Source organism: Massilia sp. 05N420, assembly GCF_056397205.1.
In genome coordinates this window covers 51701-73641 of record NZ_JBFTMX010000017.1, presented here as the reverse complement: position 1 = coordinate 73641, position 21941 = coordinate 51701, and the positions used below count along the sequence as shown (strand labels likewise).

The 21941-nt window shown below is 64.4% G+C and carries 33 protein-coding genes; 13 read left to right on the top strand and 20 right to left on the bottom strand.

From position 1 onward, the window contains the following. Nucleotides 1-53: 53 nt before the first annotated feature. From AC1DIX_RS13995 to AC1DIX_RS13905, 19 genes are all read right to left on the bottom strand, one after another. Nucleotides 54-1265: a P22 phage major capsid protein family protein gene (locus tag AC1DIX_RS13995; protein WP_477325074.1), complete on the bottom strand. Its 1212-nt coding sequence runs from the start codon at nt 1263-1265 to the stop codon at nt 54-56. An 11-nt stretch (nt 1266-1276) separates the two neighbouring features. Continuing rightward, complete coding sequence (locus AC1DIX_RS13990) at nt 1277-2056, bottom strand: hypothetical protein (RefSeq protein WP_477325072.1); 780 nt, start codon at nt 2054-2056, stop codon at nt 1277-1279. A gap of 48 nt (nt 2057-2104) precedes the next feature. Beyond that, on the bottom strand, nt 2105-4219 hold the full coding sequence (locus tag AC1DIX_RS13985) for a portal protein (RefSeq protein WP_477325070.1): 2115 nt from the start codon (nt 4217-4219) through the stop codon (nt 2105-2107). Then, nucleotides 4220-5734, bottom strand: a complete 1515-nt coding sequence (locus AC1DIX_RS13980; RefSeq protein ID WP_477325068.1) for a terminase large subunit domain-containing protein — start codon at nt 5732-5734, stop codon at nt 4220-4222. Next, nucleotides 5725-6159, bottom strand: coding sequence for a terminase small subunit-like protein (locus AC1DIX_RS13975; RefSeq protein WP_477325066.1), 435 nt, complete (start codon nt 6157-6159; stop codon nt 5725-5727). Before AC1DIX_RS13975 ends, AC1DIX_RS13980 begins: the two co-directional genes overlap by 10 nt. A 355-nt stretch (nt 6160-6514) precedes the next feature. Further along, a complete protein-coding gene (locus tag AC1DIX_RS13970; RefSeq protein ID WP_477325064.1) occupies nt 6515-6865 on the bottom strand; it encodes a hypothetical protein in 351 nt (116 codons plus the stop codon). An 88-nt stretch (nt 6866-6953) separates the two neighbouring features. Further along, a complete protein-coding gene (locus AC1DIX_RS13965) occupies nt 6954-7322 on the bottom strand; it encodes a hypothetical protein (protein WP_477325062.1) in 369 nt (122 codons plus the stop codon). Beyond that, entirely contained in the window at nt 7319-8056 is a 738-nt protein-coding gene (locus tag AC1DIX_RS13960) for a deazapurine DNA modification protein DpdA family protein (protein WP_477325060.1), read from the bottom strand. Before AC1DIX_RS13960 ends, AC1DIX_RS13965 begins: the two co-directional genes overlap by 4 nt. 109 nt (nt 8057-8165) lie before the next feature. Continuing rightward, the gene (locus AC1DIX_RS13955) at nt 8166-8618 is read right to left on the bottom strand and encodes a RusA family crossover junction endodeoxyribonuclease (protein ID WP_477325058.1); all 453 of its coding nucleotides are present in this window, start codon (nt 8616-8618) and stop codon (nt 8166-8168) included. Next, nucleotides 8615-8818 carry a hypothetical protein gene (locus AC1DIX_RS13950; RefSeq protein WP_477325056.1) on the bottom strand — a complete coding sequence of 68 codons (204 nt, stop codon included), beginning with the start codon at nt 8816-8818 and terminating at the stop codon, nt 8615-8617. The genes AC1DIX_RS13955 and AC1DIX_RS13950 overlap by 4 nt, the downstream gene beginning before the upstream one ends. A gap of 61 nt (nt 8819-8879) precedes the next feature. Then, on the bottom strand, nt 8880-9323 hold the full coding sequence (locus tag AC1DIX_RS13945; protein ID WP_477325054.1) for a Gp49 family protein: 444 nt from the start codon (nt 9321-9323) through the stop codon (nt 8880-8882). 12 nt (nt 9324-9335) lie between these two features. After that, nucleotides 9336-9596: a hypothetical protein gene (locus AC1DIX_RS13940; protein ID WP_477325052.1), complete on the bottom strand. Its 261-nt coding sequence runs from the start codon at nt 9594-9596 to the stop codon at nt 9336-9338. Then, nucleotides 9593-10249: a DUF6475 domain-containing protein gene (locus AC1DIX_RS13935; protein ID WP_477325050.1), complete on the bottom strand. Its 657-nt coding sequence runs from the start codon at nt 10247-10249 to the stop codon at nt 9593-9595. Before AC1DIX_RS13935 ends, AC1DIX_RS13940 begins: the two co-directional genes overlap by 4 nt. Next, nucleotides 10242-11249 (bottom strand): DUF1376 domain-containing protein, encoded by a 1008-nt coding sequence (locus tag AC1DIX_RS13930; protein WP_477325048.1) that lies wholly within the window; start codon nt 11247-11249, stop codon nt 10242-10244. The genes AC1DIX_RS13935 and AC1DIX_RS13930 overlap by 8 nt, the downstream gene beginning before the upstream one ends. Then, nucleotides 11246-11875 (bottom strand): hypothetical protein, encoded by a 630-nt coding sequence (locus AC1DIX_RS13925; protein WP_477325046.1) that lies wholly within the window; start codon nt 11873-11875, stop codon nt 11246-11248. The genes AC1DIX_RS13930 and AC1DIX_RS13925 overlap by 4 nt, the downstream gene beginning before the upstream one ends. Further along, the gene (locus AC1DIX_RS13920) at nt 11872-12075 is read right to left on the bottom strand and encodes a hypothetical protein (RefSeq protein WP_477325044.1); all 204 of its coding nucleotides are present in this window, start codon (nt 12073-12075) and stop codon (nt 11872-11874) included. Before AC1DIX_RS13920 ends, AC1DIX_RS13925 begins: the two co-directional genes overlap by 4 nt. Before the next feature lie 2 nt (nt 12076-12077). Next, the gene (locus AC1DIX_RS13915) at nt 12078-12269 is read right to left on the bottom strand and encodes a hypothetical protein (protein ID WP_477325042.1); all 192 of its coding nucleotides are present in this window, start codon (nt 12267-12269) and stop codon (nt 12078-12080) included. 74 nt (nt 12270-12343) lie between these two features. Continuing rightward, nucleotides 12344-12595, bottom strand: a complete 252-nt coding sequence (locus tag AC1DIX_RS13910) for a hypothetical protein (RefSeq protein WP_477325040.1) — start codon at nt 12593-12595, stop codon at nt 12344-12346. Between the two features lie 105 nt (nt 12596-12700). Next, nucleotides 12701-12952, bottom strand: a complete 252-nt coding sequence (locus tag AC1DIX_RS13905) for a hypothetical protein (RefSeq protein ID WP_477325038.1) — start codon at nt 12950-12952, stop codon at nt 12701-12703. A 109-nt stretch (nt 12953-13061) separates the two neighbouring features. Between AC1DIX_RS13905 and AC1DIX_RS13900 the strand changes: the two genes are divergently transcribed. From AC1DIX_RS13900 to AC1DIX_RS13840, 13 genes are all read left to right on the top strand, one after another. Further along, complete coding sequence (locus AC1DIX_RS13900; protein ID WP_477325036.1) at nt 13062-13835, top strand: LexA family transcriptional regulator; 774 nt, start codon at nt 13062-13064, stop codon at nt 13833-13835. 4 nt (nt 13836-13839) lie between these two features. Further along, nucleotides 13840-14445: a hypothetical protein gene (locus AC1DIX_RS13895; protein ID WP_477325034.1), complete on the top strand. Its 606-nt coding sequence runs from the start codon at nt 13840-13842 to the stop codon at nt 14443-14445. Between the two features lie 32 nt (nt 14446-14477). Then, on the top strand, nt 14478-14795 hold the full coding sequence (locus AC1DIX_RS13890) for a hypothetical protein (RefSeq protein ID WP_477325032.1): 318 nt from the start codon (nt 14478-14480) through the stop codon (nt 14793-14795). A gap of 214 nt (nt 14796-15009) precedes the next feature. Beyond that, nucleotides 15010-15375, top strand: coding sequence for a hypothetical protein (locus AC1DIX_RS13885; RefSeq protein ID WP_477325030.1), 366 nt, complete (start codon nt 15010-15012; stop codon nt 15373-15375). A gap of 448 nt (nt 15376-15823) precedes the next feature. Continuing rightward, a complete protein-coding gene (locus tag AC1DIX_RS13880; protein WP_477325028.1) occupies nt 15824-16225 on the top strand; it encodes a hypothetical protein in 402 nt (133 codons plus the stop codon). Then, entirely contained in the window at nt 16222-16395 is a 174-nt protein-coding gene (locus AC1DIX_RS13875) for a hypothetical protein (RefSeq protein ID WP_477325026.1), read from the top strand. The genes AC1DIX_RS13880 and AC1DIX_RS13875 overlap by 4 nt, the downstream gene beginning before the upstream one ends. 103 nt (nt 16396-16498) lie before the next feature. Continuing rightward, the gene (locus AC1DIX_RS13870; protein ID WP_477325024.1) at nt 16499-17488 is read left to right on the top strand and encodes a recombinase RecT; all 990 of its coding nucleotides are present in this window, start codon (nt 16499-16501) and stop codon (nt 17486-17488) included. Next, nucleotides 17485-18459, top strand: coding sequence for a lambda exonuclease family protein (locus tag AC1DIX_RS13865; protein ID WP_477325022.1), 975 nt, complete (start codon nt 17485-17487; stop codon nt 18457-18459). The genes AC1DIX_RS13870 and AC1DIX_RS13865 overlap by 4 nt, the downstream gene beginning before the upstream one ends. After that, complete coding sequence (locus AC1DIX_RS13860) at nt 18456-18596, top strand: hypothetical protein (RefSeq protein WP_477325020.1); 141 nt, start codon at nt 18456-18458, stop codon at nt 18594-18596. Before AC1DIX_RS13865 ends, AC1DIX_RS13860 begins: the two co-directional genes overlap by 4 nt. Next, on the top strand, nt 18577-18816 hold the full coding sequence (locus tag AC1DIX_RS13855; RefSeq protein ID WP_477325018.1) for a hypothetical protein: 240 nt from the start codon (nt 18577-18579) through the stop codon (nt 18814-18816). Before AC1DIX_RS13860 ends, AC1DIX_RS13855 begins: the two co-directional genes overlap by 20 nt. A 3-nt stretch (nt 18817-18819) precedes the next feature. Beyond that, nucleotides 18820-19509, top strand: coding sequence for a hypothetical protein (locus tag AC1DIX_RS13850; RefSeq protein WP_477325016.1), 690 nt, complete (start codon nt 18820-18822; stop codon nt 19507-19509). Nucleotides 19510-19511: 2 nt separating this feature from the next. Then, complete coding sequence (locus tag AC1DIX_RS13845) at nt 19512-19925, top strand: hypothetical protein (RefSeq protein WP_477325014.1); 414 nt, start codon at nt 19512-19514, stop codon at nt 19923-19925. Between the two features lie 2 nt (nt 19926-19927). Next, entirely contained in the window at nt 19928-21727 is a 1800-nt protein-coding gene (locus tag AC1DIX_RS13840; RefSeq protein WP_477325012.1) for a DNA cytosine methyltransferase, read from the top strand. 3 nt (nt 21728-21730) lie between these two features. Here AC1DIX_RS13840 and AC1DIX_RS13835 read toward each other — a convergent pair whose 3' ends face one another. After that, nucleotides 21731-21928 carry a hypothetical protein gene (locus tag AC1DIX_RS13835; protein WP_477325010.1) on the bottom strand — a complete coding sequence of 66 codons (198 nt, stop codon included), beginning with the start codon at nt 21926-21928 and terminating at the stop codon, nt 21731-21733. Nucleotides 21929-21941 lie beyond the last annotated feature (13 nt).

The window sequence follows — 21941 nt, the reverse complement described above, 5'->3', positions numbered from 1 at the left end:
TTGTTCTCCGGTAGCGGCGCCCAGCCGAAGCCAGGCGCCGCGGGTTGGCGGGATTACTCGGTGATGCGGGCCGCGTGGTCCGGGCGGACGGCCGCGAAGCCGTACAGCACGTCGATACGGGTCGACTCGGTGTCGGACTGGCCGTTACCGAAGGTCATGACGCGTACCGAGAAGCCGTTCACCGAGGCGGTGTAGCCCTCGCACGATGCCAGGATCGGCAGCGGGGCGAACGCCGCGGTGAAGGCGTTCTTGTGGAACGCCAGCTGCTGGCGGTAGGCCGTCGACGCGGAGCCGACCAGTGAGACAGCTTGGCCGTTGCCCGGCAGTGCTGACACGGTGCCGATCACGGCAGCGCTCGTCGCCGAGAGCGCCGGGAAGATGCTGATCGAACCGGTGGCACCGGCGGCGGTGAAGTCGGCGGTCACGACGAACTGGCGCAGCTTGCCGTTCGAGACGCCCAGGATCGGGTGCACCGCGTAGACGCCCGGGATGGTGAAGACGGTGCCCTTCAGGATGGTCCAGCCGCCAGTCAGTCCGCCGATGTTCAGCGTGGCGCCGGTCTGGCCAGCACCGTTGATCGTGAAGCCGGTCGCGGTGCCCAGCGCGAACATGGGCAGCGACTGGTTCTCGAACATGCCGAAGCCCTGGGCCTTGGTGATGTAGCCCTGCAGGAAGGACTTGTTCACGGTGTCGCCAGGGTTCTGTTGGTTCTTGATCGCGTCGGCCAGCTCGTTGCTGGCGTCGGAGCTCAGCAGCACGGTGCGGTCGCCTTCGGGGGCCATGAAGCGCTCCATGGAGCCACGGGCCTGGCCGTAGACCTTGAACGTGTTCGGCAGGGTGCCAGGGGTGCCGACCACGTTCGGGGTGGCGACGACGGCGCGGTTGATCAGGTCAGCCTGCACGACCGAACCCAGCGAGTTAATCGCCGGCTTCAGGAAGCGCTCCTTGAAGTCGCTGATGTTGAGCGCCTTTTCCTTCGCGGTGAAGGTCAGCGGCACGTGCTTCTGGGTCGCCAGCTGCAGGGTGACCTTCTGCTCGTTGACGTCCGGCGCAGTGCCGCCGCCAGCGAAGTTCGAGCCGTCGAACACGGTCGGCACCGGCGGGATGCCGATGTCGACCTTGTCGCCCTTGCGGTAGCCGTTGGGCTGCGACTTGAATTCGTCTTCGCGGCCGCGGTTGATGTTGGAGAGGAAGTTCATCTCCTCGGACAGCATGGCGGCCGCCTCGCGGGCCAGCATCTGGTGGGTCAGGATGTTATTCGACATGGTTCAGATTCCTATTTGCGGTTTTTTTGACGATGCGCGAACCACTCTGAGTCGCTCATGCGCGTCGGATCGACATCGGTCGATGAGGACGAGCCGAGCGGAGAGATCGGCGCGGGTGCCTTGCTGACGGGTTTCGGCGCCGCGGGCTGGGCCAGCTTGAATTCCAGCCGGGTCAGCTCGCGCGCCATCTGCACAGGAGGAAGGGTCAGCAGGCGTGCGGTTTCGTCGAGATCGGTGCCCAGGTGGTGGAGCAGCTTGGCCCCGGCATCGGATGAGGTGGCCAGCTCGAGGAATTCTCGGCTGACGCCCAGCATCTGAAGATTGGCCACGGCGGTGGGGAAGTCCTGGAACTCCTTCGTGCCCTGGTCGTAGATCCTGTTGCACTGCTCGTTGAAACGCTGGTCGGCCACCATGCGGGCTGCTTCCTGCTGCGCCAAGGTGCGGACGTCGACTTCCTGCGCCTGGTGCTGCGGTTGCTGGTCCGGCTGGTAGCCCTGCTGAAGCGCGGCGAGCTGCTGCTGGTAACGCAGCGCCTGCTGCTGTGCTTCATCGGCCCGGCGGCGCTCGTCATGCCGCGCGCGGGTCAGCTCGTCGATGCGGGTCTGGAACCAGGGGGTGCGCTTCTGTTCCTGCTGCTCGGCTTGCTGATCCTGCTGGCCTTGTTGGCCCTGCTGCTCCTGTTGCTGTTGCCCGGCGGTCGCTTCCGTGCTGGTTTGCTGCTCGACCTGGTGTGCACCCGTTTCGGCGCCGGGCGCCGGCGTCGGGAGGCCGCTTTCGGTTTCAGTGCTCATGGTTTCCCAAGTAGATTGAAGCCCCGTCGATCCGGACGGGTACGGGTTTTACTGCGGTTCGGGCAAAGAAAAACCCGCGCTCGGCGGGTTTTCTTCGGCTTGCGGTTCTGCTGCCTCGGGCGGGCCCGGTGGTGCGCCAGAATCGGCGGTGGCCGGTACCAGCGGTTGCTCGTTGATCAGCTCGAGGCCGAACTCCTGCGCGATTACCTGCGAGATCTGCTGCGGCATCGTCGGGTAGATGATCTTCAGGCGGTCGGTCTCGGCGCGGTAGCGATCGAGCAGCAGCTGCTGTCGCGCGGCATCCTTGTCTTCGTGCAGCTGGTTGTATTCCTGGCCCAGGGTCTGCAGCTGCGACTGTGCCTGCTGGAGCTGCTGCTGCATCTTCTGCACCTCGGGCGACGCGCCTTGCTCCTTCGCGGCGGCGACGTCCGGCGGTGTCAGGCGCTCGGCGAGTTCCTCGGCCATCGGGAAGTCGGCCGCGCGCATGACCAAGTCGCCAGCGCGCTCAAGAATCTGCGGGCTGCGGCTGGCCATGTCGGTCAGCGTCTGGAAGGCTTCCTGGCGTTTCGTGCTGTAGCTCGGGCCCACGGCGACGACCACGTCGTAGCGGCCGATGCTCGGGTTGTAGATCTCTTGCAACTCGCCACCAGGCGCCTGCTGCTGGACGTAGGCCTGCTTGAGGCTCGGGTCGATCTGCGCGTGCTTCTCCTTGCCGTCCTCGCCCAGGATGCGCACCAGGCGTGGCGTGTCGTAAACCTTCGGGATCAGGTCAATCAGGATCTTCCCCGTGTACTTGATCGCGCGCGCCTCGTTGTCGATGAAGTGGAACGTGGCCGTGTCGCCCTGGGCGCGGCGCGCCATGATCGCGCGGCCCGAAGTTTCGTTCGACTTCGCTCCCATGCTGGCGTCGTACTGGCCGCTGGCCATCTTCATCTCTTCGGAGGAGACGCGCATACCTTCCAGGAAGAGAGTTGCCGGGGCCGGCGCCTGGATCCGCTGAGGGATCGGCAGCGGGTTCCCCTGCGCATCCGCGTGGTTATAGGGCAGGTATGGCTTGTTCTGGGTGTTGGCGTTGTTCCAGTGGTCCTCGTAGCCCTCGATCGCCTCGGCGGCGGCCAGGATGGGTGTCTTGGTCTGCAGCGCGCCGTATTCCACACTCGCGGAAGAGTTGTAGTTGTACATGCGCTGTGCGTCCTTCATCTGGCGCGTGTGGCCCTTGCGGTCGACCTTGCCGTCGATCTCCACCTCGTCGCCCACCACGCGCACGATCGGGATGTAGCGGCCGGGCCAGTCCTTCTTTTCCAGTAGGGTGTCGCCAGCTACCAGGTACCACTCGACCTGCTGCCGGCGAACTGGGCGCGAACGCCAGCCGGCTGCGGCCGCGGCTACCAGTGCGGCCTTGTCCATCTCCGAGGCTTTGAGCACGTTGCCCTGGGCGTCCACGAACAGCTTGTCGGCCAGGTCGACCCGGCGGAAGTATTCGCAGATGCGGACGGTATCCTTGCTGAGCCAGGCGTCGACGCCATCGAGCGGCCAGGACGCGGCATCCGCATTCGGATAGCGTGCCTGGAACTCTTCGCGTGGCAGGTCTTCGAACACGAAGCCGAAGCGGGCGTCGCTGCCGTCGGCCTCCTGAATGTCTGGGTCCAGGTAGATGTTCAGCGGGTTCTTGACCCGCTTGATGAAGATCTCCTGATCGAAGCTGTCGTCGCTGGCATAGTCGGTGATGACGCGCCAGTAGCCGAGGCCGGCGTCGACGGCATGCTCCGCGGCGGTGTCGTAGGCGACGTCCGCATTGCTGTTCTGCTCGATGTGCCGGATAACGCCATTCAGGATTTCAGCGGTCTTCTTGTCCGCGCCGCTGTCCACCGGGTACACCCGGATGCTGGGCTTGTTCTGGCGCGCATCGTTGGTGATCTGGCGGTTGTGCTGCTTCACCTTGTTGACGGTCAGACACGGGCGCTTCTCGGTCTGGCGCGCCTTGCGCATCATGTCGTCCCATTGCCAGCCATTGTCCGGGTCGCCGTTGGCGAAGCGGAGATCGGCTTTCCAGAGGGGGCGGGTCTCGGACTCGAAGTCCTCGCAGCGCTGGAAGCGCTTCTTGGCCTCGGCGACGATCTTGTCGTCCGCCTTGGCGTCTGTCTTTTCGGTCGTCGTTTCCATTTATCCCATCCAGCCGTTGGGGCTTGGTGTTGAATTCAATTTCGGGCGGCTCTGCAGCTTGGGCTTGAGGGCGCGGCCCAAGGTGTCCGCGCCGCGACCCATGATCGACAGAGCATCTACGCCATCGTCGGGTGAGCCGGCCGGGAAGACTAAACATTGCCGCTGCAGCTCGGCCACCCACGCGGCACGCGGCCACAGAATGCGACCCATGCCGGCCTGCGCGATCGCCGACTGGGCGCGCGTGGCCTTGTCCTGAATGGACGGCAGCCACTCGATGCGGCACTTGGTCTGGCGATCGATCATGCGCTGACGCAGCCGGCCCTCGGTGGAGCGGCGAATCGGCCCGGCCTCGCCGAACCAGGCGAGCGGCGACCAACGGATCATCATGTCGATCTTCCGCTCGATCCAATCCTCGGGGCCGACCTGGCCGCGCCACCAGTCGAGCAGGTACCAGGTACCGTCCTCGGCAATTCCCATGATTCCGTGCTCGGTCCAGTCGCCGCCGTCGGGGGTGACCGCATAGTCGCTGCCGCCGATGATGCGCAGGTCGTCCGGTACCTTCGTATAGGTGCCCATGTCGTCTTGGCGGAACAGGATGCCTTCGGCCGGCGCCGGAATCTGCTGGTACAGGCTCGACCAGGTGCGGCGGTTCATCCGAAACTGGTCCCAGTGCTTCGCGTCGAACCACTCGGCCCATAGCATCTCGCCGGGCTGGCGGCCAAGCGGATCGGTCCTGGTCTGGCATTCGGCCTGAAGGCAGAGCACGCGCCACACGTTGCCATCGCGGCACTCGATGTCGCCAGACTCGCCGGCCCAGTCTTCAGGCAGAATCCGGCCACACAGGTCATCCTCGTGCCAGCGGGTGTTGATGATGACCACCCAGCCGCCCGGAATCAGGCGGGTCAGCAGGTCGTCCTCGTAGGCCGCGAAGGTCTTGTTGCGCACCACCTGGGAATCGGCCTGCTCGCGGCCCTTGATCGGGTCGTCGATGACGATGCCGTGCGCGCGGTTGCCGGTCATGCCGGACATCATGCCGCCGGCGATGTACTCGCTGCCGTTGGTCAGTGCGAACTCGGTGGTGGACCGGGATTCGGGGCTGAGGCTGCATTGCAGGATTCCCTCGGTCTCCTGGGCGCGCAGCAGTTGACGGGTGCGGCGCCCGTGGCGGCCGGCCAGGTCCGAGCCGTAGCTGGCCAGGATCACCCGGCGGTTCGGCTCGCGACCCAGAAACCAGCTCGGGCCGACCACGGTGGCGTAGGTGCTCTTCGCGGAGCCCGGCGGTGCCATGATCATCAGCCGGCCATGTCGCTTCGTCATGCAGGCCTGCAGCTCGCGCAGGATCAGCTTGTGGTGCTCAGCCTGGTGGCTCTCGATCAGCGGGATCGGCGCCGCCTCGTCGGCATCCTCGGAAGGGGAGCCTGGCACCGGCACACGGGAAGCGAAAGTGACCAGGTCGGCGCGTGCAGAACGGCGCTCGAGCAGGACGGCGGCGGCTTGCTGGGCGGTCAGCTGCATTTCGCACCTGCAGCGATGGCAGCAAGCTGGTCGTCGGTGAGGGCCGCGGCGTTCTGCACCTGGATGGCGCCGCCACCGGCGCCGACCAGCTCCTGGGTGATCTTGTCGCCGAATTCCTTGGGCTTCAGCCGCTGCGCAACCTTGATGCGTGTCTCGATGCGCAGCTTGGCCTTCTGGATCCCTTCAGCGGTCGGCGGTGCCTTGTCGGCGATCTCCGTGCATTCATCGATTCCCCCGTACAGCTGCTCGACCTTCGCAGCCTCGTACATCGTGGCGAACTCGGTGATCTCGGCCTTCCAACGGAACACGGTGGCCTTGCTGGGCATTCCCTTACGCTTGCAGATGGTGGTGATACTGTCAGTGGTGGAGGCCATGGCGGCGCAGAACTTCGCGCCCAGCTCCGGCGTGTAGGTGGTGGCGGTCATGGTGTTCGGTCAAAAAGATGGCCCGGCGCGCTTGTGGGCGGCCGGGCCGGAAGCCCTGGTCGATAAGCAGGGCAGGAGACACGGTGGTTCAGGTGCGGAGCAGGGCGATGCGCGTCTGCTCGAGCTGCTGCAGGACCAGCACCCAGCGGCGCTCGGCTTCGTGGGTCAGCTGGAAGGGCATGTAGGCTCCGGAAAGCAAAAAGCCCCGCGTCATCGCTGACCGGGGCTTCGGGATTCGTTCACGCCGCGGGCTGCCATCAGGCAACCGCACACGTCATGATCGACGGAAATAAATTGTGAACAGGAATTTACTGCTGAGATTTCCGCGTGTCAAGTGACTTCCGGAAATCTGTGGTTATTTCTGGGCGTAGTTCGGGGTGCGCTCGAGGTACAGCTCGATCTGCACCATCGTGAAACTGCCGACGCGTTGACCAGCATACCGGCCAATGATTTTCCCCTCCGGCGTGGTCGCCATATCCGTGAGGCCAGAAGAAAAGCTACCCCCGTTTTCCAGGTAGGGGACGGACAGTTGCGCTTCCGCGCCAACATGCGGCTTCGACTCCGGACCGGAAGTTTCTCCCTTGTTGGCAGCGCTGAAACGAATGCTGGCTCCTTTCAACTCGACCGGCGCCAGCACGGCTTCTTCGCCAGGCTCAACCATAAACGACTTCGAAAAAAATACCTCTTTCCCAGCTACCTTCAGCATTGCGTTCTCCTGTTTTTGGCTTATGCGCGACGACTGCCGCGTTAAATCAATGCTAACACAACGAGCGTTGAGGAAAGGCAATAATCGCTCATTCTTCAGCCCGCGGTGCCGCAGCCTCGATCGCGGCCTGCGCCTGCCGGAACAGGTTGACGAACACAGTCGCCGGCCGATGCGCGATGCTGACCTTCCTGCACACCACCTCGGGCATGGCCTGGCGGATATAGCACCAGTACAGCAGCAGCCGGTGCTTCGTTTCCAGCTCGCGCATGCCGACCTCGATCAGGCGCGCGTCAGCTTCGTCCACCTTGCGGCGCTCGGCCTGCGGCAGCTCGCCCAGGGCCTCGCGGCGGAGGTGGTCGCAGAAGGCCCCGGTCGGGCTGATGCCGGCGCGGTAAGTGTCCCGGTAGACCCTCGCCCAGTTCTCCAGGCGAGAGCCGATGTCGCGGCGTTCGGTCAAGGGTGGCCTCCGAATAGTCCGAATTGCAGTGGGCGGGCAGCGATGCGCGCGGTCCAGGCGTGCGCCTCGCGCCAGTCGTTTGGGTTGCGGCCCTCGCGGCGCGCAGCGTAGCTCCACGCCATCGAGTCGGCCGTGTGCAGCAGTTCCGTCACCAGCGAAGATGACAGCGCCGTGGTCTTCACGCCGAAGCCGTGGAGGCGCAGGTCGGGTCGAACCTTCTTGATCGCGAACAGCACCCGCTCGATGGCGCGCGGGTCGCCGTTCCTCTTGCATACGCTGCCGACACCGACCCAGGCACCAGGCCTCAGACGGTCGCCGTACATCTCGATGTGCCGTACGTAGTCCTCCGGCGCGTAGCCCTGCAGCACGGGCATGATGTACACGCTGCCAGTGTCGCAGGCCAGCAGCGCGTCGTAGCGTTCGATGGTCAGCGCCTGGTGCTCCTGGATGGTCTTGCCGGTGATCGCCAGCATGTGGGCCTCGCACATGTAGTCCTGGGCCACGGCCGCCAACAAGTTGCCGTTGGTCGACCAGCGCTTAATTTCGGCGGCGTAGGCCTCGACGCCTTCGGTGTAGCCGCCGTGCCGCAGGATCTGCGTGAAGGCGCCCGAGTCCATGATCCAGTCGCCGACCTTGAAGCCGGACCGGCGCCCGCGCAGTCTGTTGACGCTGACGAAGTTCGCGTCGTGGTGCTGCGCGTCGCTCGGCTGGTGGGTGCCGGTGAAGAACCGCATCAGGCACACTCCTCCGGCCGCAGCTCCACCATGCCGACGCTGATGAAGCGGCCGGCGAGCCAGCCGATAACGGGCGAGACGGCCACCCAGACGGTAATGACGACGCCGATCATGCCGCCTCTCCCAGCAGGTCCGCCTGCGGCTGCACCACCGGCAACGGGGTGATCGTTACGACCACGCGCGCCTCGCCGTCCGGCTCCATGCGCTCGGCGGTCAGGCGGCGCACCCACTTATCGTCCTCGATCGCCACGTCCTTGAGCGCGTCGAGCAGCACCTTGTTGGCGTTGTCGATGTCGATGCATCGCACGGTGTCGTCCCAGGCGGCGCCGTCCTGGCGCATGCGCTTCTGCCAGTCCTGCGGCCGGGCCGGGTACAGCTTGACGTCCACGTGCACGCGGCCGGCCAGCGGCGCGCGAACGCCCTGGGTGCGGCACAGTGCGGCGATCTCGGCGCGGAAGGCCTTCGCCTCCTTCGTCGGCACGATGCTGATGTGCGCGCCGAGCTTCACCGGGCGCCAGTAGCGGTTGGCCGAGAGCGGGTAGGGCAGGACGAGGCGGATCATGGTTGCACCGCCYTGCAGCCCATGTGCGTCTTGCCGTCGGCGGCGATGCGCGGTGTCAGCGCGTTGGGTCGGCTGAGGTATTGGCAACCGGTCGCGTTGTCCTGGCGCAGGTCCATGCCACTGATGCCGCCAGGCGGATCGGTATCGTCCTTCATCATGCAGCCGGCAAGCAGCACGGCCAGGATCATGATTCGTTTCATCGTTCAGGTTCTCCCGTGTCGTTGTTGTGCCGCCCGGCGTGCGGGCGGGGTGGTACCGGCGTCAGGCACCCATCTGGTCGATGACGCCGCCAGGCAGCTGCTGCAGGCGCGCCTCCTCACTGGTCTTGGGCGAGGTATCGAACACCGCGCGGCGGTGCAGCTCGTCGCGCAGCTGGTAGCCCATCAGCGGCCAGATCTTCTGCACGGCGTTCTGGCGCGCGATGTTGCGGCCGATCTCGGCGTCGAAATTCTCCGGGCTGGCGCAGGCGCTCTCGCCTGTTACGGTGAAGCCGTTGCGCAGGACCAGTACGCAGAAGGTCAGCAGGGACAGTGCATACGGGTGATCGCCGCCGATGCTCAACTGGCCGGCGCTGGCCTGGAGCGCCCCTTCCTCAGCCGTGAAGTAGTGCTCGCTGGCGATGTTCGCCTCGATGTCTGCTGGCGTGACGCGCGGCGCGGTCTTGCCCTTGGCCTGGATCTGCTGCTCGATTGCTTGGTCGTTCATGTGGTCTTGCTTTCAGGTTGTTGCTGCGGTTGTGCGCTTGAGCGTCGGGCTCGCGCGCGAAATGGTCTCACGGTGCCGGCGCTGCAGCTCGGCCAGCAACTCCTGGCTGTTCTTCGCCGCCACCCTGGCTTCCCGCGATCCCTGCCGGACGAACAGCACGCAAGGCGCGTCGTCTGCCTGCGCTGGCCGGTCGAAGCCGGTGCAGTGGCCCGTTCCCGCTTTCGCGGGGACGAACTTCGCGCAGGCGCCGCAGGGCTGGTGGTCGCGGTTCACGCGCGGCGGCCGTCCGTGATCTGGTGCACCTCGGCGCTCGGCAGGAGCACGTCGGCGGCAGACTTCATGCCCAGCAGCGGCGCAGTGGTCCCACCCTTCATCACGGCAGCGGCCTTGCGTTCGTCGCCCACCAGGATCGGCGGGTTCTCGCGGAAGCCCGCCTTGCTGTTCTGCGCGTTCGCCAGGCCAATCAGCACCGGTGGATACTCGGGCGTCTCGTCACGCATGCGGTAGCCGCGGTAGCGGTTCTGGAACTCCTTGGCGACGAACGGCCATTCGCTCTCGTCCTTGCCGCCGACGTACACCCAGCCGCCCATGTCGAGGATCACGCGATGGATCACCAGGTCATCGAACACGACGCATTGGTAGGTGCCGATGCGGCGTACGGCCTGGTCGACCTTGGACCATGCGACGGCGGCCTGGTCGTCGGTCCGGCCCTGGGTCATGCGGGCCACATCGGCGATCTTCGGCATGAACTGGCCGGTGTCCGGGTTGCGGACGTGGGCCCACAGGGCGCGCTTCACGCTGGCCAGGTCGTACTCGCGCAGGCCGTTCCAGTACAGGTCGACCACGTTCTCGGACAGCTCCTTGCCGTAGTAGTCGGCCACGGCCAGCAGGGTCTTGGCGAAGTCGGGCAGCTCGGAATCAACCATGGTTTTGCTCCTGTCGTTTTTTCGCGAGCCAGGCTTCCATGTTGCGGGCGGTGGCCTGGCCGGCTCTGGTGAGGGTCGTGGTGGTGGCCGGTTGCGTAGCGCCGGTGGCGTTGAGGCCAGCAGCCTCCTTGGCCCAGCGTTCGAGGATCGAGAAGACGAAGCCAGGCGGGATAGGCTCATCGCGCTTCACGCGCTTGGCTTCCTCGCAGGCGGCAGTCATCGTCTCGACGGAGACACCCTGGGCGGCAAGGGCGAGCAGGCGGGGATCGCCGGAGTTCGAGCCGATGCCGAAGGCGCGCATGGCCTTGCTCAGGAGCCCGGCGGGTGTCGGGTCGACCGCGCCCAACTCCGGTGGAGCAGAAGCGCGGTGGTCGGAGCCAAGGGTTTTAGAAGTTAACTCTCCCTCTCCCTTCTTCTCTCCCTTACTCACCGTGACACCCTGTGACATGTCACGCTCGTCATCCGTGACATGTCCTTGTGGTTCTTGTGACAAGTATTGGGCAGCCAGCCCGCGCAGAGCCTTCGTCGACACGTTCCATTCCGGGACAACACCGTGACCTTTCAGGATCTCGAACAGCGCCTTGCGGTCCTCGCGTTCGCGGGCTTTCCGCTCTGCGTCAGCACTCTTCTTGTGATTGAACTCTTCACGCCCAGGCAGCGCGGCCAGGGCCTTCTCGGCCACTACAGGGTGATACCAACGGTCGTCCGAGCACAGGATCCAGCCGCGCATTGCGCCTTCCTTGATGCGCTTCCACTTCGCGGCGTTGCCCGACAGGTGCGCGAGCACCAAGTCCTTGTTCGGCAGGCTGGCGGCCGGAACTTGCGTCCAACTCTTGCACCAGAGAGCGACTGCGGCCTTGAACTCGTCGCCGGTCGTCTCAGCGAACATGTCGGAGTCGAGAAGGCGGATGACGTCGAGGGGCATGTAAGGCAGGCCGCGCAGGTCGCAGTCGGGTGGGGTGAGCGGCGCCGGCAGGTTGGTCAGGTCGGCCGGCTTCATGCGGTCACCTGCGAGCGGCCGGCGTCGAGCTGCTGGAAGGATTCCCACATGCGCAGGCTGGCCAGACGCGCGATATCGACGGCCGCTGCGGCGCTGATAGGCTCGGCGTGACGGTTCGGTGTGGCGCGGCGGATGCAGTCGACACGCATGTCGGCACCGGCCGGGCGCGGGTAGCCGTCGCGATCGAGCAGAAGGATGCCGCTGGCGGGGCTCGGCAAGCAGRCCTCCAGCTCGGGTGCCCAGATTTCTTTCGGGAGGGCGTAATAGTGCTTCCAGACCTTGGGCGGGTGCTGGTTCCGCATGTCCGGGCACGGCGGGCCGGACTGGGCGAAGCCGCTGCCAGCTTGCGTGAAGGGGAAGTTCCAACGGCGGGTCCACCACTTTTCCTTCCTGGCGTCCGCTTTGAGGTCGCCGCGGCTGATCTTCACCTCGACGTCGATGATGCGCAGGTTGTCGGTGACGACGAGCAGGTCGCACTCGTGGCCGGTCCAGTTGCAGTTGGGGACGGCCACCAGATAGCGGCGCTTGAAGGTCTGCAGCGCGATGGCGCGCGCGATCAGGCGCTCACTCCAAGGTTGCAGCACCGGGCGAGCCGGTGCTTCGAGAATATCGGTGGTGGTCGTCATGGCGGGCAGCTCTCCGCCAGATGCTGATTCCCGGTTTCGCGGGGATTCTCGGCGGCGCACAGATCCCACTCGTGCTGCCAGGTGGAGATCACGGCGGTGCTATGCCAGTTGAAGCCGTGGTCGTCACGGCCGACGCCGCGGGCGAATGCGTCCCGGGCCTTGGCCTTGATCATGTCGCGGGAGATGATGCTGGTGTCCATCGTCAGCGCTCCTTCCTGGCCTTGCGGTACTTCACGACCGCCTTCGCCAGCTCACGGCCGCTTGCCTCATACCGGCCGACGACACGCGTCTTCTCGTGCGGCAGCGCGCGTTTGGCTGCTTCGCGCAAGTCCTCCCACTTGTCGGCCTTGGCCAGCACCTCGGTTGCTGCGTGCTGTTCAGTTGATAAAGTCATTGCTCCTGTTCCTTCTGTGGCCTGGCACGTGGCCGGGCTATGGTTTTGCGATTTCGTGGCGAAGCCGGAAGCCATTAAAGGTGCCTCCGGCTGTTGGTCACGCCGCGCGCCCGGTTCGCCGGACGACCAGGACCCCGACAACCTCGGGATTCCCTCGCCGGCGGCGGCGCCATACCATGCGTGCGCACGGCGCTGTTGATGAGGGCGCGGTTGAGCGCGCTTTTCGAAATGCCGAGAAGCTTGCTCAGCGCCGTGAAGCCGCTCAGCTCCTCGGGGTTCAGCAGGGTCTCCAGGGTCTCGGTGCGTGCTGCGGGGTTCAGGCTCATGGTGTTTCTCCTTGGTGGTGCGGATTGCGAGGACGGCCAACTGGCCGGGGTGCTGCTGTTCAAATGCCTATGTGCAACTTTTTGGGCAAACGAAAAACCGCAGGGTTACTGCGGCTGGGATGCCGCGTGCGCCAGGGCGCTGCGACGGGAAGGTGATTCGCCGTACATGTCGGCGCAGTCTTGGGGGGTGACACGACCTTCGGTGACGCGCTCGATCTGGAGGGCGTAGTCCAGAGTGATGCGAGTAATACCGCGGGTCCATTGGCTGACCAGACCTTGAGAGGCCGGGGGATTCAGCTGGCCGCCAAACTCGCTCTGGCTCTGGCTGACTTCCTTGAGGTATTCGTCGAGGTGCATAAGGGTTCCTGAATTTAAGAGCAATGCTACTTTTCTAGGAATTCTACAGTATGAGCAATGCTTTTCAAGATGTTTCGACGAAAAAAAGTAGTACTAATAAAATGTCAGAATGAAACGACGGGAACTTACTGCTGAAGAAAGAGGGGAGGCCGAGCGCCTGAGGGCGGCGTGGGAGAGCTATCGCGCTGCCCACGACGGCGCCACCCAAACCTGGTTGGCCGCCGAGGCGGGTCTGGGTACGCAAGGTGCCGTAAGCCAGTATCTGCGGGGTGTGATTCCACTAAACCTCCAGGCGCTGCTGGCGATCTGCAAGGTGATTGAAGCAGATCCGCGCGCGATCAGTCCGCGGCTGATGGAAGTTGTAGGTTACGTAAAGGCGGAGGGGGAGGTGGAGGCTTCAAATTCGCTTCCTGAGCTTCCTCCCGGCTTCATGCGAGTGCGTGCAGCTGACCAAGATGATCCGTCGATGACGCAGATCAGGCGAGTGAAGATCAAGGTGCAGGCAGGCATTACGGGCTTCCAAGTTGAGCCGGAGGACTACGACGGCGAAACCCAGGGTGTACCTACGAAGTGGATACTGAAAGAAGGGTTGAGTCGTGACGCCTTAGTTTCGACCACTGTTCGCGGTGAGAGCATGGAGCCGGCTCTGTACGACGGTGACGTCATCGTGGTGAACACGCGCGATACGAAGCCGGTATCAGGTGCCGTCTACGTCGTGAACTATGAGGGCGAAGCGATCGTGAAACGGATGCTGCGCGACGCTGGCCAATGGTGGCTGACTTCGGATAATGCGGACCAGCGGAAATATCACCGGCAATTATGCAAGGGTGCCGAATGCATCGTTATTGGTCGGGTTGTTCGAAAAGAGAGTACTCATATTTAACGCTATGAAAACAAAAATCATCTTCGCAGCTTCAGTTTTCTGGTCTAGCTTATCTTTTGCGCAGAGTGTTATTAAAGCGGACTCAATAGAGGTTCAGCCTCAAGTTGAGCGTGATGAAAATGGTTTCAAGTCTTGCGGCGTTCGCGTGGTGACATCGACTCTGGGCTCAGACAACAAATTTCTTTCTTACGATTTCAGCGTTAACTTGTGGGAAAGCGCGACTGGAATGATGAAGGCTGGCCAATACTCGTTCGATATACTCAAGGCCAAAAAGATTGATCTCAAAAACATGACTGTGGTATTGCCTGCGCCGTCGAGTTTCTGGCTAGCAAAGCGAGACGACAGAGTTACGTTAAAGCCGACGAAATATATTCCAAGCAACGATGCAGGGTTTACTCTTGGCGGAGCGGACGGGATAAACGCTACGAAGATGATTTGGGCAATTATAAATGGCGAGCCAATGCAGGTTTCTCTTGAATACAAGAACACGAGGAATAACCGTATTGTCGCGTTTCAAGCTGCGATGAGCGAGGATGATAAACAGGCCGTTCAGTCTTGTATGGCCGGGATGATGGCTCGAATGAAAGAGAAGATCCAATCGGAGAAATAATCCCCGCTCGCGGCGGGGAATGAAAGGCTGAAATGTCGATCGATATTCGTGTTAAGAATTTAGAAAACGAACTCGCTGATCTTAAGCAAATACTTGGCGAGTTTGGACAAATGTATGAACGAGAAGCTGGAAAGGCCGAAGCCTTCCAAGCTGCCATCACAGCCCTGATTGCGGCTCATCCAGACCCAGATCGCCTGGCCGAGCAGATGGGCCAGCATGTGGCGCGGCCAGAAGCCGCAGCAGTGTTTGGCCAGGTGACAGAAGAGCGCCTGGCCGGCCTACAATCCGCTCAAGGTTATCTCGCTGAAGTCTGCAGTATCGCTCAAAAGCTGCATCGTATTCCTCGGTAGCTACCAGACACATCTCTTCCTCCACGCCCGCACCAGCGGGCTTTTTTTCGCCCTAACGCCGGGCCGGCGCGCCCGAGGTGTTCGGGCTGTTGCTAGAACGCAGTATCCCATCGTGAAAAAATAGAAGCAATGCTCTTGACAAGAAAAAAAGCACAGCTAATAATGTGATCCATCGCAACGAGCTCAGCACCGCTGGGCACAGATAGAGACCACGATGGACCGCCACACCTTCCCCTACGCCGCCGAGGACCGCGAAGACCAGCTGTGCGAGCTGATCGACGCGCGGATCCACGCGATCAAGCACGACATTCGCATCAACCGCGTCAGCACCGTCTCGGCCGTGCTGGAACGCCTCGACCTGGGTGACTTCGAGGGCGATGCCCGCCACGTCCTTCGCCAGGCCGTCGTCGGCCACTCGGCCGCCGTGGGCGTCCAGCATGCCGGCGCCGTCGAACTGGCGATTTTCCAGGAGGCCGAGGTGCTGGCCGCGAGCGATCTGGCCGACATGGAGCGCCGCCGCGCCGAATCCATCGCAGAAGACCGCCTCGAGCGCGCCACCTGGGCGCTGGCGGTCGCCTGAGCGAATAGGAGCGGCGCGCCCCTTCAACGCGCGCCTTGCCCTGAACTCGGGTCAGAAATCGAGGGAGTGGGATCTCAAATGCCCTGGCAGCCTGGAACAGACAGGCACTCCCGATAAGCGCCTTGGTCCCAGGGGCCTTATCGGGACTGGATGACGGTTGAGGGTACTCAAGACGGTCCCCGTAAATGTCTAGCTGAACCCCAGGGTGGCCACCGACAGCCTGACAGCCGGGAAAGACCGGCATCGAAACCCACGCGCTGCGCGTGCAGCACTCCGGAGGCACAGAGGTCCCGAGGAGATGCGCGCAGCGGTCCTGGTCCGACGCCTGCTACAGGCCGGGGCGATTGAGCAGGCCACCTGGTGCCCTTGAGGGCGGCACCGCCGGACGAGAGTAACCGGCACCGAACAACAACCGCCGGCGGCGCCGGCCAGAACGAGGAGCAGCAGGATGGAAACCGGGAACAAGCCGCTGAGCGCGAGCTACTACAAAACCAAGGGCCGCTTCAACTGGGCGGGCAGTGAAGATGAATGGCAGGTAGTTCTGCGAGCATCGAACGGCACGACCATCAGCGAACTGTGGGACTTGGGTGACGAGCCTGATGTCGATGGTCTCCCGCCGAGTGAGGTTGTCGAAATCATCGCGAAGCGCCTGGAAGGCTACTGGATCAATACCGACCGTGAAGCGAAGCGCAAGAAAATCGGGTGGCTCCGCCAGCATGCTGAACTGATCGATTCCGGCTGGGCGCGCAACCGTATCGAGTCCCTGCGGAAGCAGATCGACGACCTGTCGCGCTACGTGCTTGACGCCGACACCGAGGCCGAGCTGGTGGCCGGGATGGTACCGGCATGATCGCCACCACCACCGCGCGCCGCCAGCAGGCGGCCCCGGCACCGCGCCGCGACCCGATCGGCTGGGCCCTGTTCTACCGTATCGACGCAACCAACGCCCGCCCCTGGGTCGGCTTCGCTGGCATGGCCGCGTGCTGGGTGGTATGCGTGCTTCTGGAGCGCCTGCTGTGATCCGCTTCCTGACCCAGCAATTCCGCTACGGCTGCAGCGTTGGCTTCGGCCGCCGTGGCTCTCTTACCCGCGCTGTGCGCTTCTACATGAAAGGCTTCAAATAATGAGCAACGCCCTCGCCATCATCACCGGCGCCATCCAGGAAGCGCGCGACGATTTCTCGCGCGTTCTGGTCGACCGCAGCATCAATTTCGAGCGTGAGTCCGGCTTCGCGATCCAGATCCTGCAGAACAACGATTTCGCGATGAAGATCGCCATGAGCGCCAAGCCCTCGCTGATCGCTGCCGTGACCAACATCGCCGCCATCGGCATCAGCCTGAACCCGGCGCGCAAGCAGGCCTACCTGGTGCCGCGCGGCGGGAAGATCTGCCTGGACATCAGCTACATCGGCCTGCTGGACATCGCCGTCGCCTCGGGCTCGATCCTGTGGGGCCAGGCCGAGCTGGTGCGCGAGAACGACGCCTACCGCCGCGTCGGCATGGACAAGCAGCCAATCCACGAATTCGAGCCGTTCGGCAAGAACCGCGGCGAGATCGTCGGCGCCTATGTTGTGGTGAAGCTGCACAACGGCGACTACCTGACCACGAACATGGACATCGAGGAGATCTACAGCATCCGCGACCGCTCCGAATCATGGAAGCGCAACGGCGGTGGCCCGTGGAAGACTGATGAGGGTGAGATGATCAAGAAGACCGTCATCCGCCGCGCCTACAAGCTCTGGCCGAAGACCGAGCGCCTGGACAGCGCGATGAATCAGCTGAGCGAGAACGGCGAGCGCCTGGTCGATGTCAACGAGCGCCCGGCCGACTGGATCGATGTGGCACCAATGATTGCCGACGCCCTGGCCACCCGCACCGATGCCGAAGCGCTCAAGTACTGGCGCGAGAACAACGGCAAGCTGGCGCGTCAGCCGCAAGACCATAAGAAGCTCAAGGACGCAATCGCGGGCCACCGCCAAGCGCTGGCCGATGCCTCGCGCACCGTCGAAATGGAGCCGGCCAAGCCTGCGCCGCGCGCCGCACAGCCGATCGAGGATGTGCAGATGTCCGATGAGGATGCCGATTTCCTGCGTAGCCAAGGAGGCCAGCCGTGAAATTTATCGAATGCCCGCAAGGAACCGAGGAATGGTTCGCCGCTCGGTGCGGCAAGATCACCGCATCCTGCTTCGCCGACGCCATCAGCGTCTGCCAGAAAAAGTCTGCTGCGCGTGATCCGGGAGACCCGACGGCAGTAGCCGAGCGCTACGCGGCCGACCTGGCGATCGAGCGCATCAGCGGCCAGCCGCACGGCGAACCGCCGAAGGCCTGGGTACTGGAGCGTGGCCACGAGATGGAGGCGCACGCCCGCCGCTTCTACGAGGGCCGCACCGGCGCCTACGTCACCGAGGCCGGTATCTGCTTGACGGACGACGAGCGCTTCGGCTACAGCACCGACGGCCTGGTCGACGGCGACGGCCTCATCGAGATCAAGGCGCCGATCGACAGCACGAAGATCCTGGCCATGTGGGCGACCGGCGACACCAGCGAGTATGACCACCAGATGCAGGGTGGGATGTGGATCACCGGCCGGCAGTGGTGCGATTTCATCATGTACGTGCCTGACCTGGCCTGCATTGGCAAGGACCTGTATGTGAAGCGCGTGTTCCGTGACGACGCCTTCATCGCCGATATGGCGGCGCGCCTGGTGAAGTTCGACCAGCTGGTCGACCAGTGCGAAGCCGTGTTCCGCGGCCCGCAGGCCGGGACGCTCGTCGATGCCGAATTTGACCCAGACTTCCAGGAAGTGGCGGCCGCGCCGGTGCGGGCCACGGCACAAAACGAGCCACAGATTATTCCGGAAATTATTCCCGAGCTGGCGCCGGCGCCGCGCGTCGCGATGGCTGCTGAGGTGACCAGCATCGACGTTGCCCGCGTGCCGGCGGCGCCGGCCGCCGCGCCCAGCCTGCGCTTGGGCCAGATCGGCGAGGCCTGCGTCCATGCCTCTGGACGGTCCTGCAGTGCAAGCAGCAGGACTTCCAACGCTTCCTCGGCGTCGCCGACGAACAGGCCGCCGCCGACCGCGTGAAGCAGCTGTGCGAAGTCACCACCCGCGCGCAGCTGGACCGCGACCCGGCCGCGCAGGCGCGTTGGGACGAGCGGATCCGGCGCGCCTACCTGAAGCACCAGAACAAGGAGAGCGCCGATGCGCACCATAACGATTGAGATCGACGACCAGGGTTACACGGTCCGCGAAGGCGACCGGTACCACGACGGCCTCTGCTGGGACGAGATGCTCGGCCAGGTCGTGGAGCTGACGCACAGGAAGCTGGGCGAGACGCGGTACCCGATGCTGACCGAAGCCCAATGGATGGAATGGCGCAAGCGCCTGAACCGTCCGAAGAACCACCCCAACACCAACCACAACCAGGACCAGGAGATGTAACGAATGAACGCCACCAACAAACACGAACAGACCAGCCTCGAAGGAATGGGCGACGATGATCAGGGCCCCGGCCACTTGATCGCGCGCGTCAGCGCCGTCGCCGTCAAGCTGGTGTTCCCGTTCGCCGGACAGAACGACATTCGCTTTTACCTGAACGGCATCAACATCCGCCCGCTGGACGACGGCTCTGTAATGGTGGTTGCTAGTGACGGCCACCGGCTGATCGTGGTGCGCGACCCGAACGGGTACGCCGAGCGCGAGGTGATCGTGCGCATTGACAAGGACGCGCTGAAGCATGCGGCCAACGCGAAGCACACGCTGGACGTGATGTCGAACGGTGCAGCGATGTTCTCCGGCGAGGTGGCGCAGCCGCTGTTCATCCAGCCCGGCAATTCGCTGATCGACGGCGCCTTCCCGCGCGTCGAACGCATCATCAGCACAATCGGCTACCGCGAAGGCATCGCTGGCGCGGTCAATCCTGGCTACCTGAGCGACGCGCTGGCGATCGCGAAAAGCTTCGGTAACTCGATCCGCTTTTTCACCCGCGACGCCGACAGCCCGCTGAACTTCGTGCTCGGCGGCCTGGGCGACCTGGAATGCTTCGGCGGGATCATGAAGCTGCGTGACAACTTCGACGTGCTGCCGGGCTGGTTCCCGCTGCCTGGCGCGCCGAACAGCCTGGGCGAGTTCTGATCATGTGCGCCGCCCACCAGAAGCCGCGCAAGCACCCGGACAACCTGTCGAATGCGGAGAAGGTGTCGCGCCGCGACGCCGCGATCGAGCGCATCGGCGAGATGCTGGCCGAGAAGCCGCGGACCGTGATCGAAATGGCCGCCGACCTAAGCATCCCCTGGAACACGGTCTACGGCTACATGCGGTTCATGCAGGAGGTGGGCGATGCGCACCAGACCGGCGAATTCGACGGCGGCCGCCGCGAGTTCTGGGCTGCTGGGAGAGCGAACCAGGGCGAGGTGCTGGAAACTCTGGATGCCAACCCGCGCCGCGCCTGGATCGTGCCGGCGCGCCAGATGGGCATGCCGCGCGATCCGCTGGTGGCGGCGCTGTTCGGGCCGGCCGCCACCCAACCGATGATTCAACAAGGACAATAAGAATGCTGCGCGAGAGCCTCACCCGAGAATTTACCCACTTCCATTTCTGCTGCGGCATCGGCGGCGGCGCCAAGGGCTTCAACAAGGCGAGCCCGCGCGTCGGCGCCATGGCCGCGCGCTTCCGCTGCCTGGGCGGCGTCGACGTGTCGCCGGCGGCGATCCGCGACTTCAACCGCATCGCCGGCGTGCCCGGCACTGTGATGGACCTGTTCAGCCGCGGCCAGTACACCGCCTTCCACGGCAAGGAGCCGCCGGCAGACTGGCGCGAAATGGGGCCGACAGACATCCGGCGCGCCGCCGGCAACGAGCGCCCGAACGTCGTGTTCATCAGCAGCCCGTGCAAGGGCGCCTCGGGCCTACTGTCCGAGACCATGAGCCTGACGCCCAAGTATCAGGCCCTGAACGAGCTCACCCTGCGCTGCATCTGGCTGATGGCCGAGGCCTGGGCCGACGATCCGGTCGACCTGATCGTCTTCGAGAACGTGCCTCGGCTGGCCACGCGCGGCCGGCACCTGCTGGACCAGATCAACCAGGTGCTGCAGCGCTATGGCTACGCGGTGGCGGAGACCACGCACGACTGCGGCGAGCTGGGCGGCCTGGCCCAGAGCCGCAAGCGCTTTCTGCTGGTGGCGCGCCATGCCGAGAAGGTGCCGCCGTTCCTGTACGAGCCGGAGAAGAAGCGCCTGCGCGCCGTCGGCGACGTGCTCGGCCGCATGCCGTTCCCGGGCGACACCAGTGCCGGCCCGATGCACCGCATCCCGCGCCTGCAGTGGAAGACCTGGGTGCGCCTGGCATTCGTCGAGGCCGGGAGCGACTGGCGCAGCCTGAACCGCCTGGCGGTCGAGAACGGGCACCTGAGCGAATACCTCATCGTCCCGGAAATGCACCGCGGCGTGCTGGGCGTGAACGGTTGGGGCGAGCCGATCGGCACGGTGACCAGCCGCAGCATGCCCATGAACGGGAACTTCGGTGTGGCTGATCCGCGCTTCGACTCTGGCGTCTACGACTGCGGCCAGTATGGTCTGTGCGGCTGGAACGAGACGATGGGCGCCGTCATCAACGTCAAGAGCCCGGGCCAGGGCACGTTCGCGGTCCAGGATCCACGGCCGCCGCAGCGCGACCTGTTCGGCAAGTACGCGATCACGCGCTGGGACCGCGGCACCGGGACGGTTATTGGCGGCGATGACTCGGGCGCCTACGGCGTGGCCGATCCGCGATCGACCAGCAGCTTCGACGGCGCGGGCAAGTACCAGGTCACGCCGTTCGACCAGCACGCCGGCACCGTGATCGCGGCCAGCACCACCGGCCAGGGCGCCTTCGCCGTCGCAGACCCGCGCACCAGCCTGAACGCCCGCCAGCAGGGCGACGCCTACCTGACCGGCGGCCACTACGGTGTGGTGCCGTGGGATTCGCCCAGCGGCGCCGTAAGCGCAGCAGCGCGCCAGGACAACGGCCGGTGGTCGGTGGCGGATCCGCGCATCGACGTGCTGCCGGCGCCGGACCAGAAGACGGTCGCCATCATCCGCGCGCTGGACGGCACCTGGCACCGGCCGTTCACCACGCTCGAGCTGGCCGCGCTGCAGTCGCTGATCGAGCCCGAGGAATACTTGCTGCTGGACGGGATGAGCGACAGCGTCTGGCGCGAGCACATCGGCAACCTGGTGCCGCCGGACGCCGCCACCGCGATCGCGGAAGTGATGGGCACCACGCTGCTGCTGGCAGGCGCCGGCGAAACCTTCGTACTGAGCGCGACGCCGATCTGGGTGAGGAACGTCGCGCTGGCCCTGACGATGCCGCAGTAGGGATTAGGAATGCTCCCGCGTTACCTCGGCAAGGTAGTTCGTCGCCAATGCCTGAGCGATAAAGGGAACAGCATCTTGGTTCATATTGAGCTGATCTGCAAGTTCGCCAGCTACAACAAACTGAGCGAGGGTCAGCGCCCTTGCCGCCGACAAGACGCGGAAGTGGTGCTTTTTCAACGCGACTTCTTCGACATGATCCATATGGCTCTCCTTT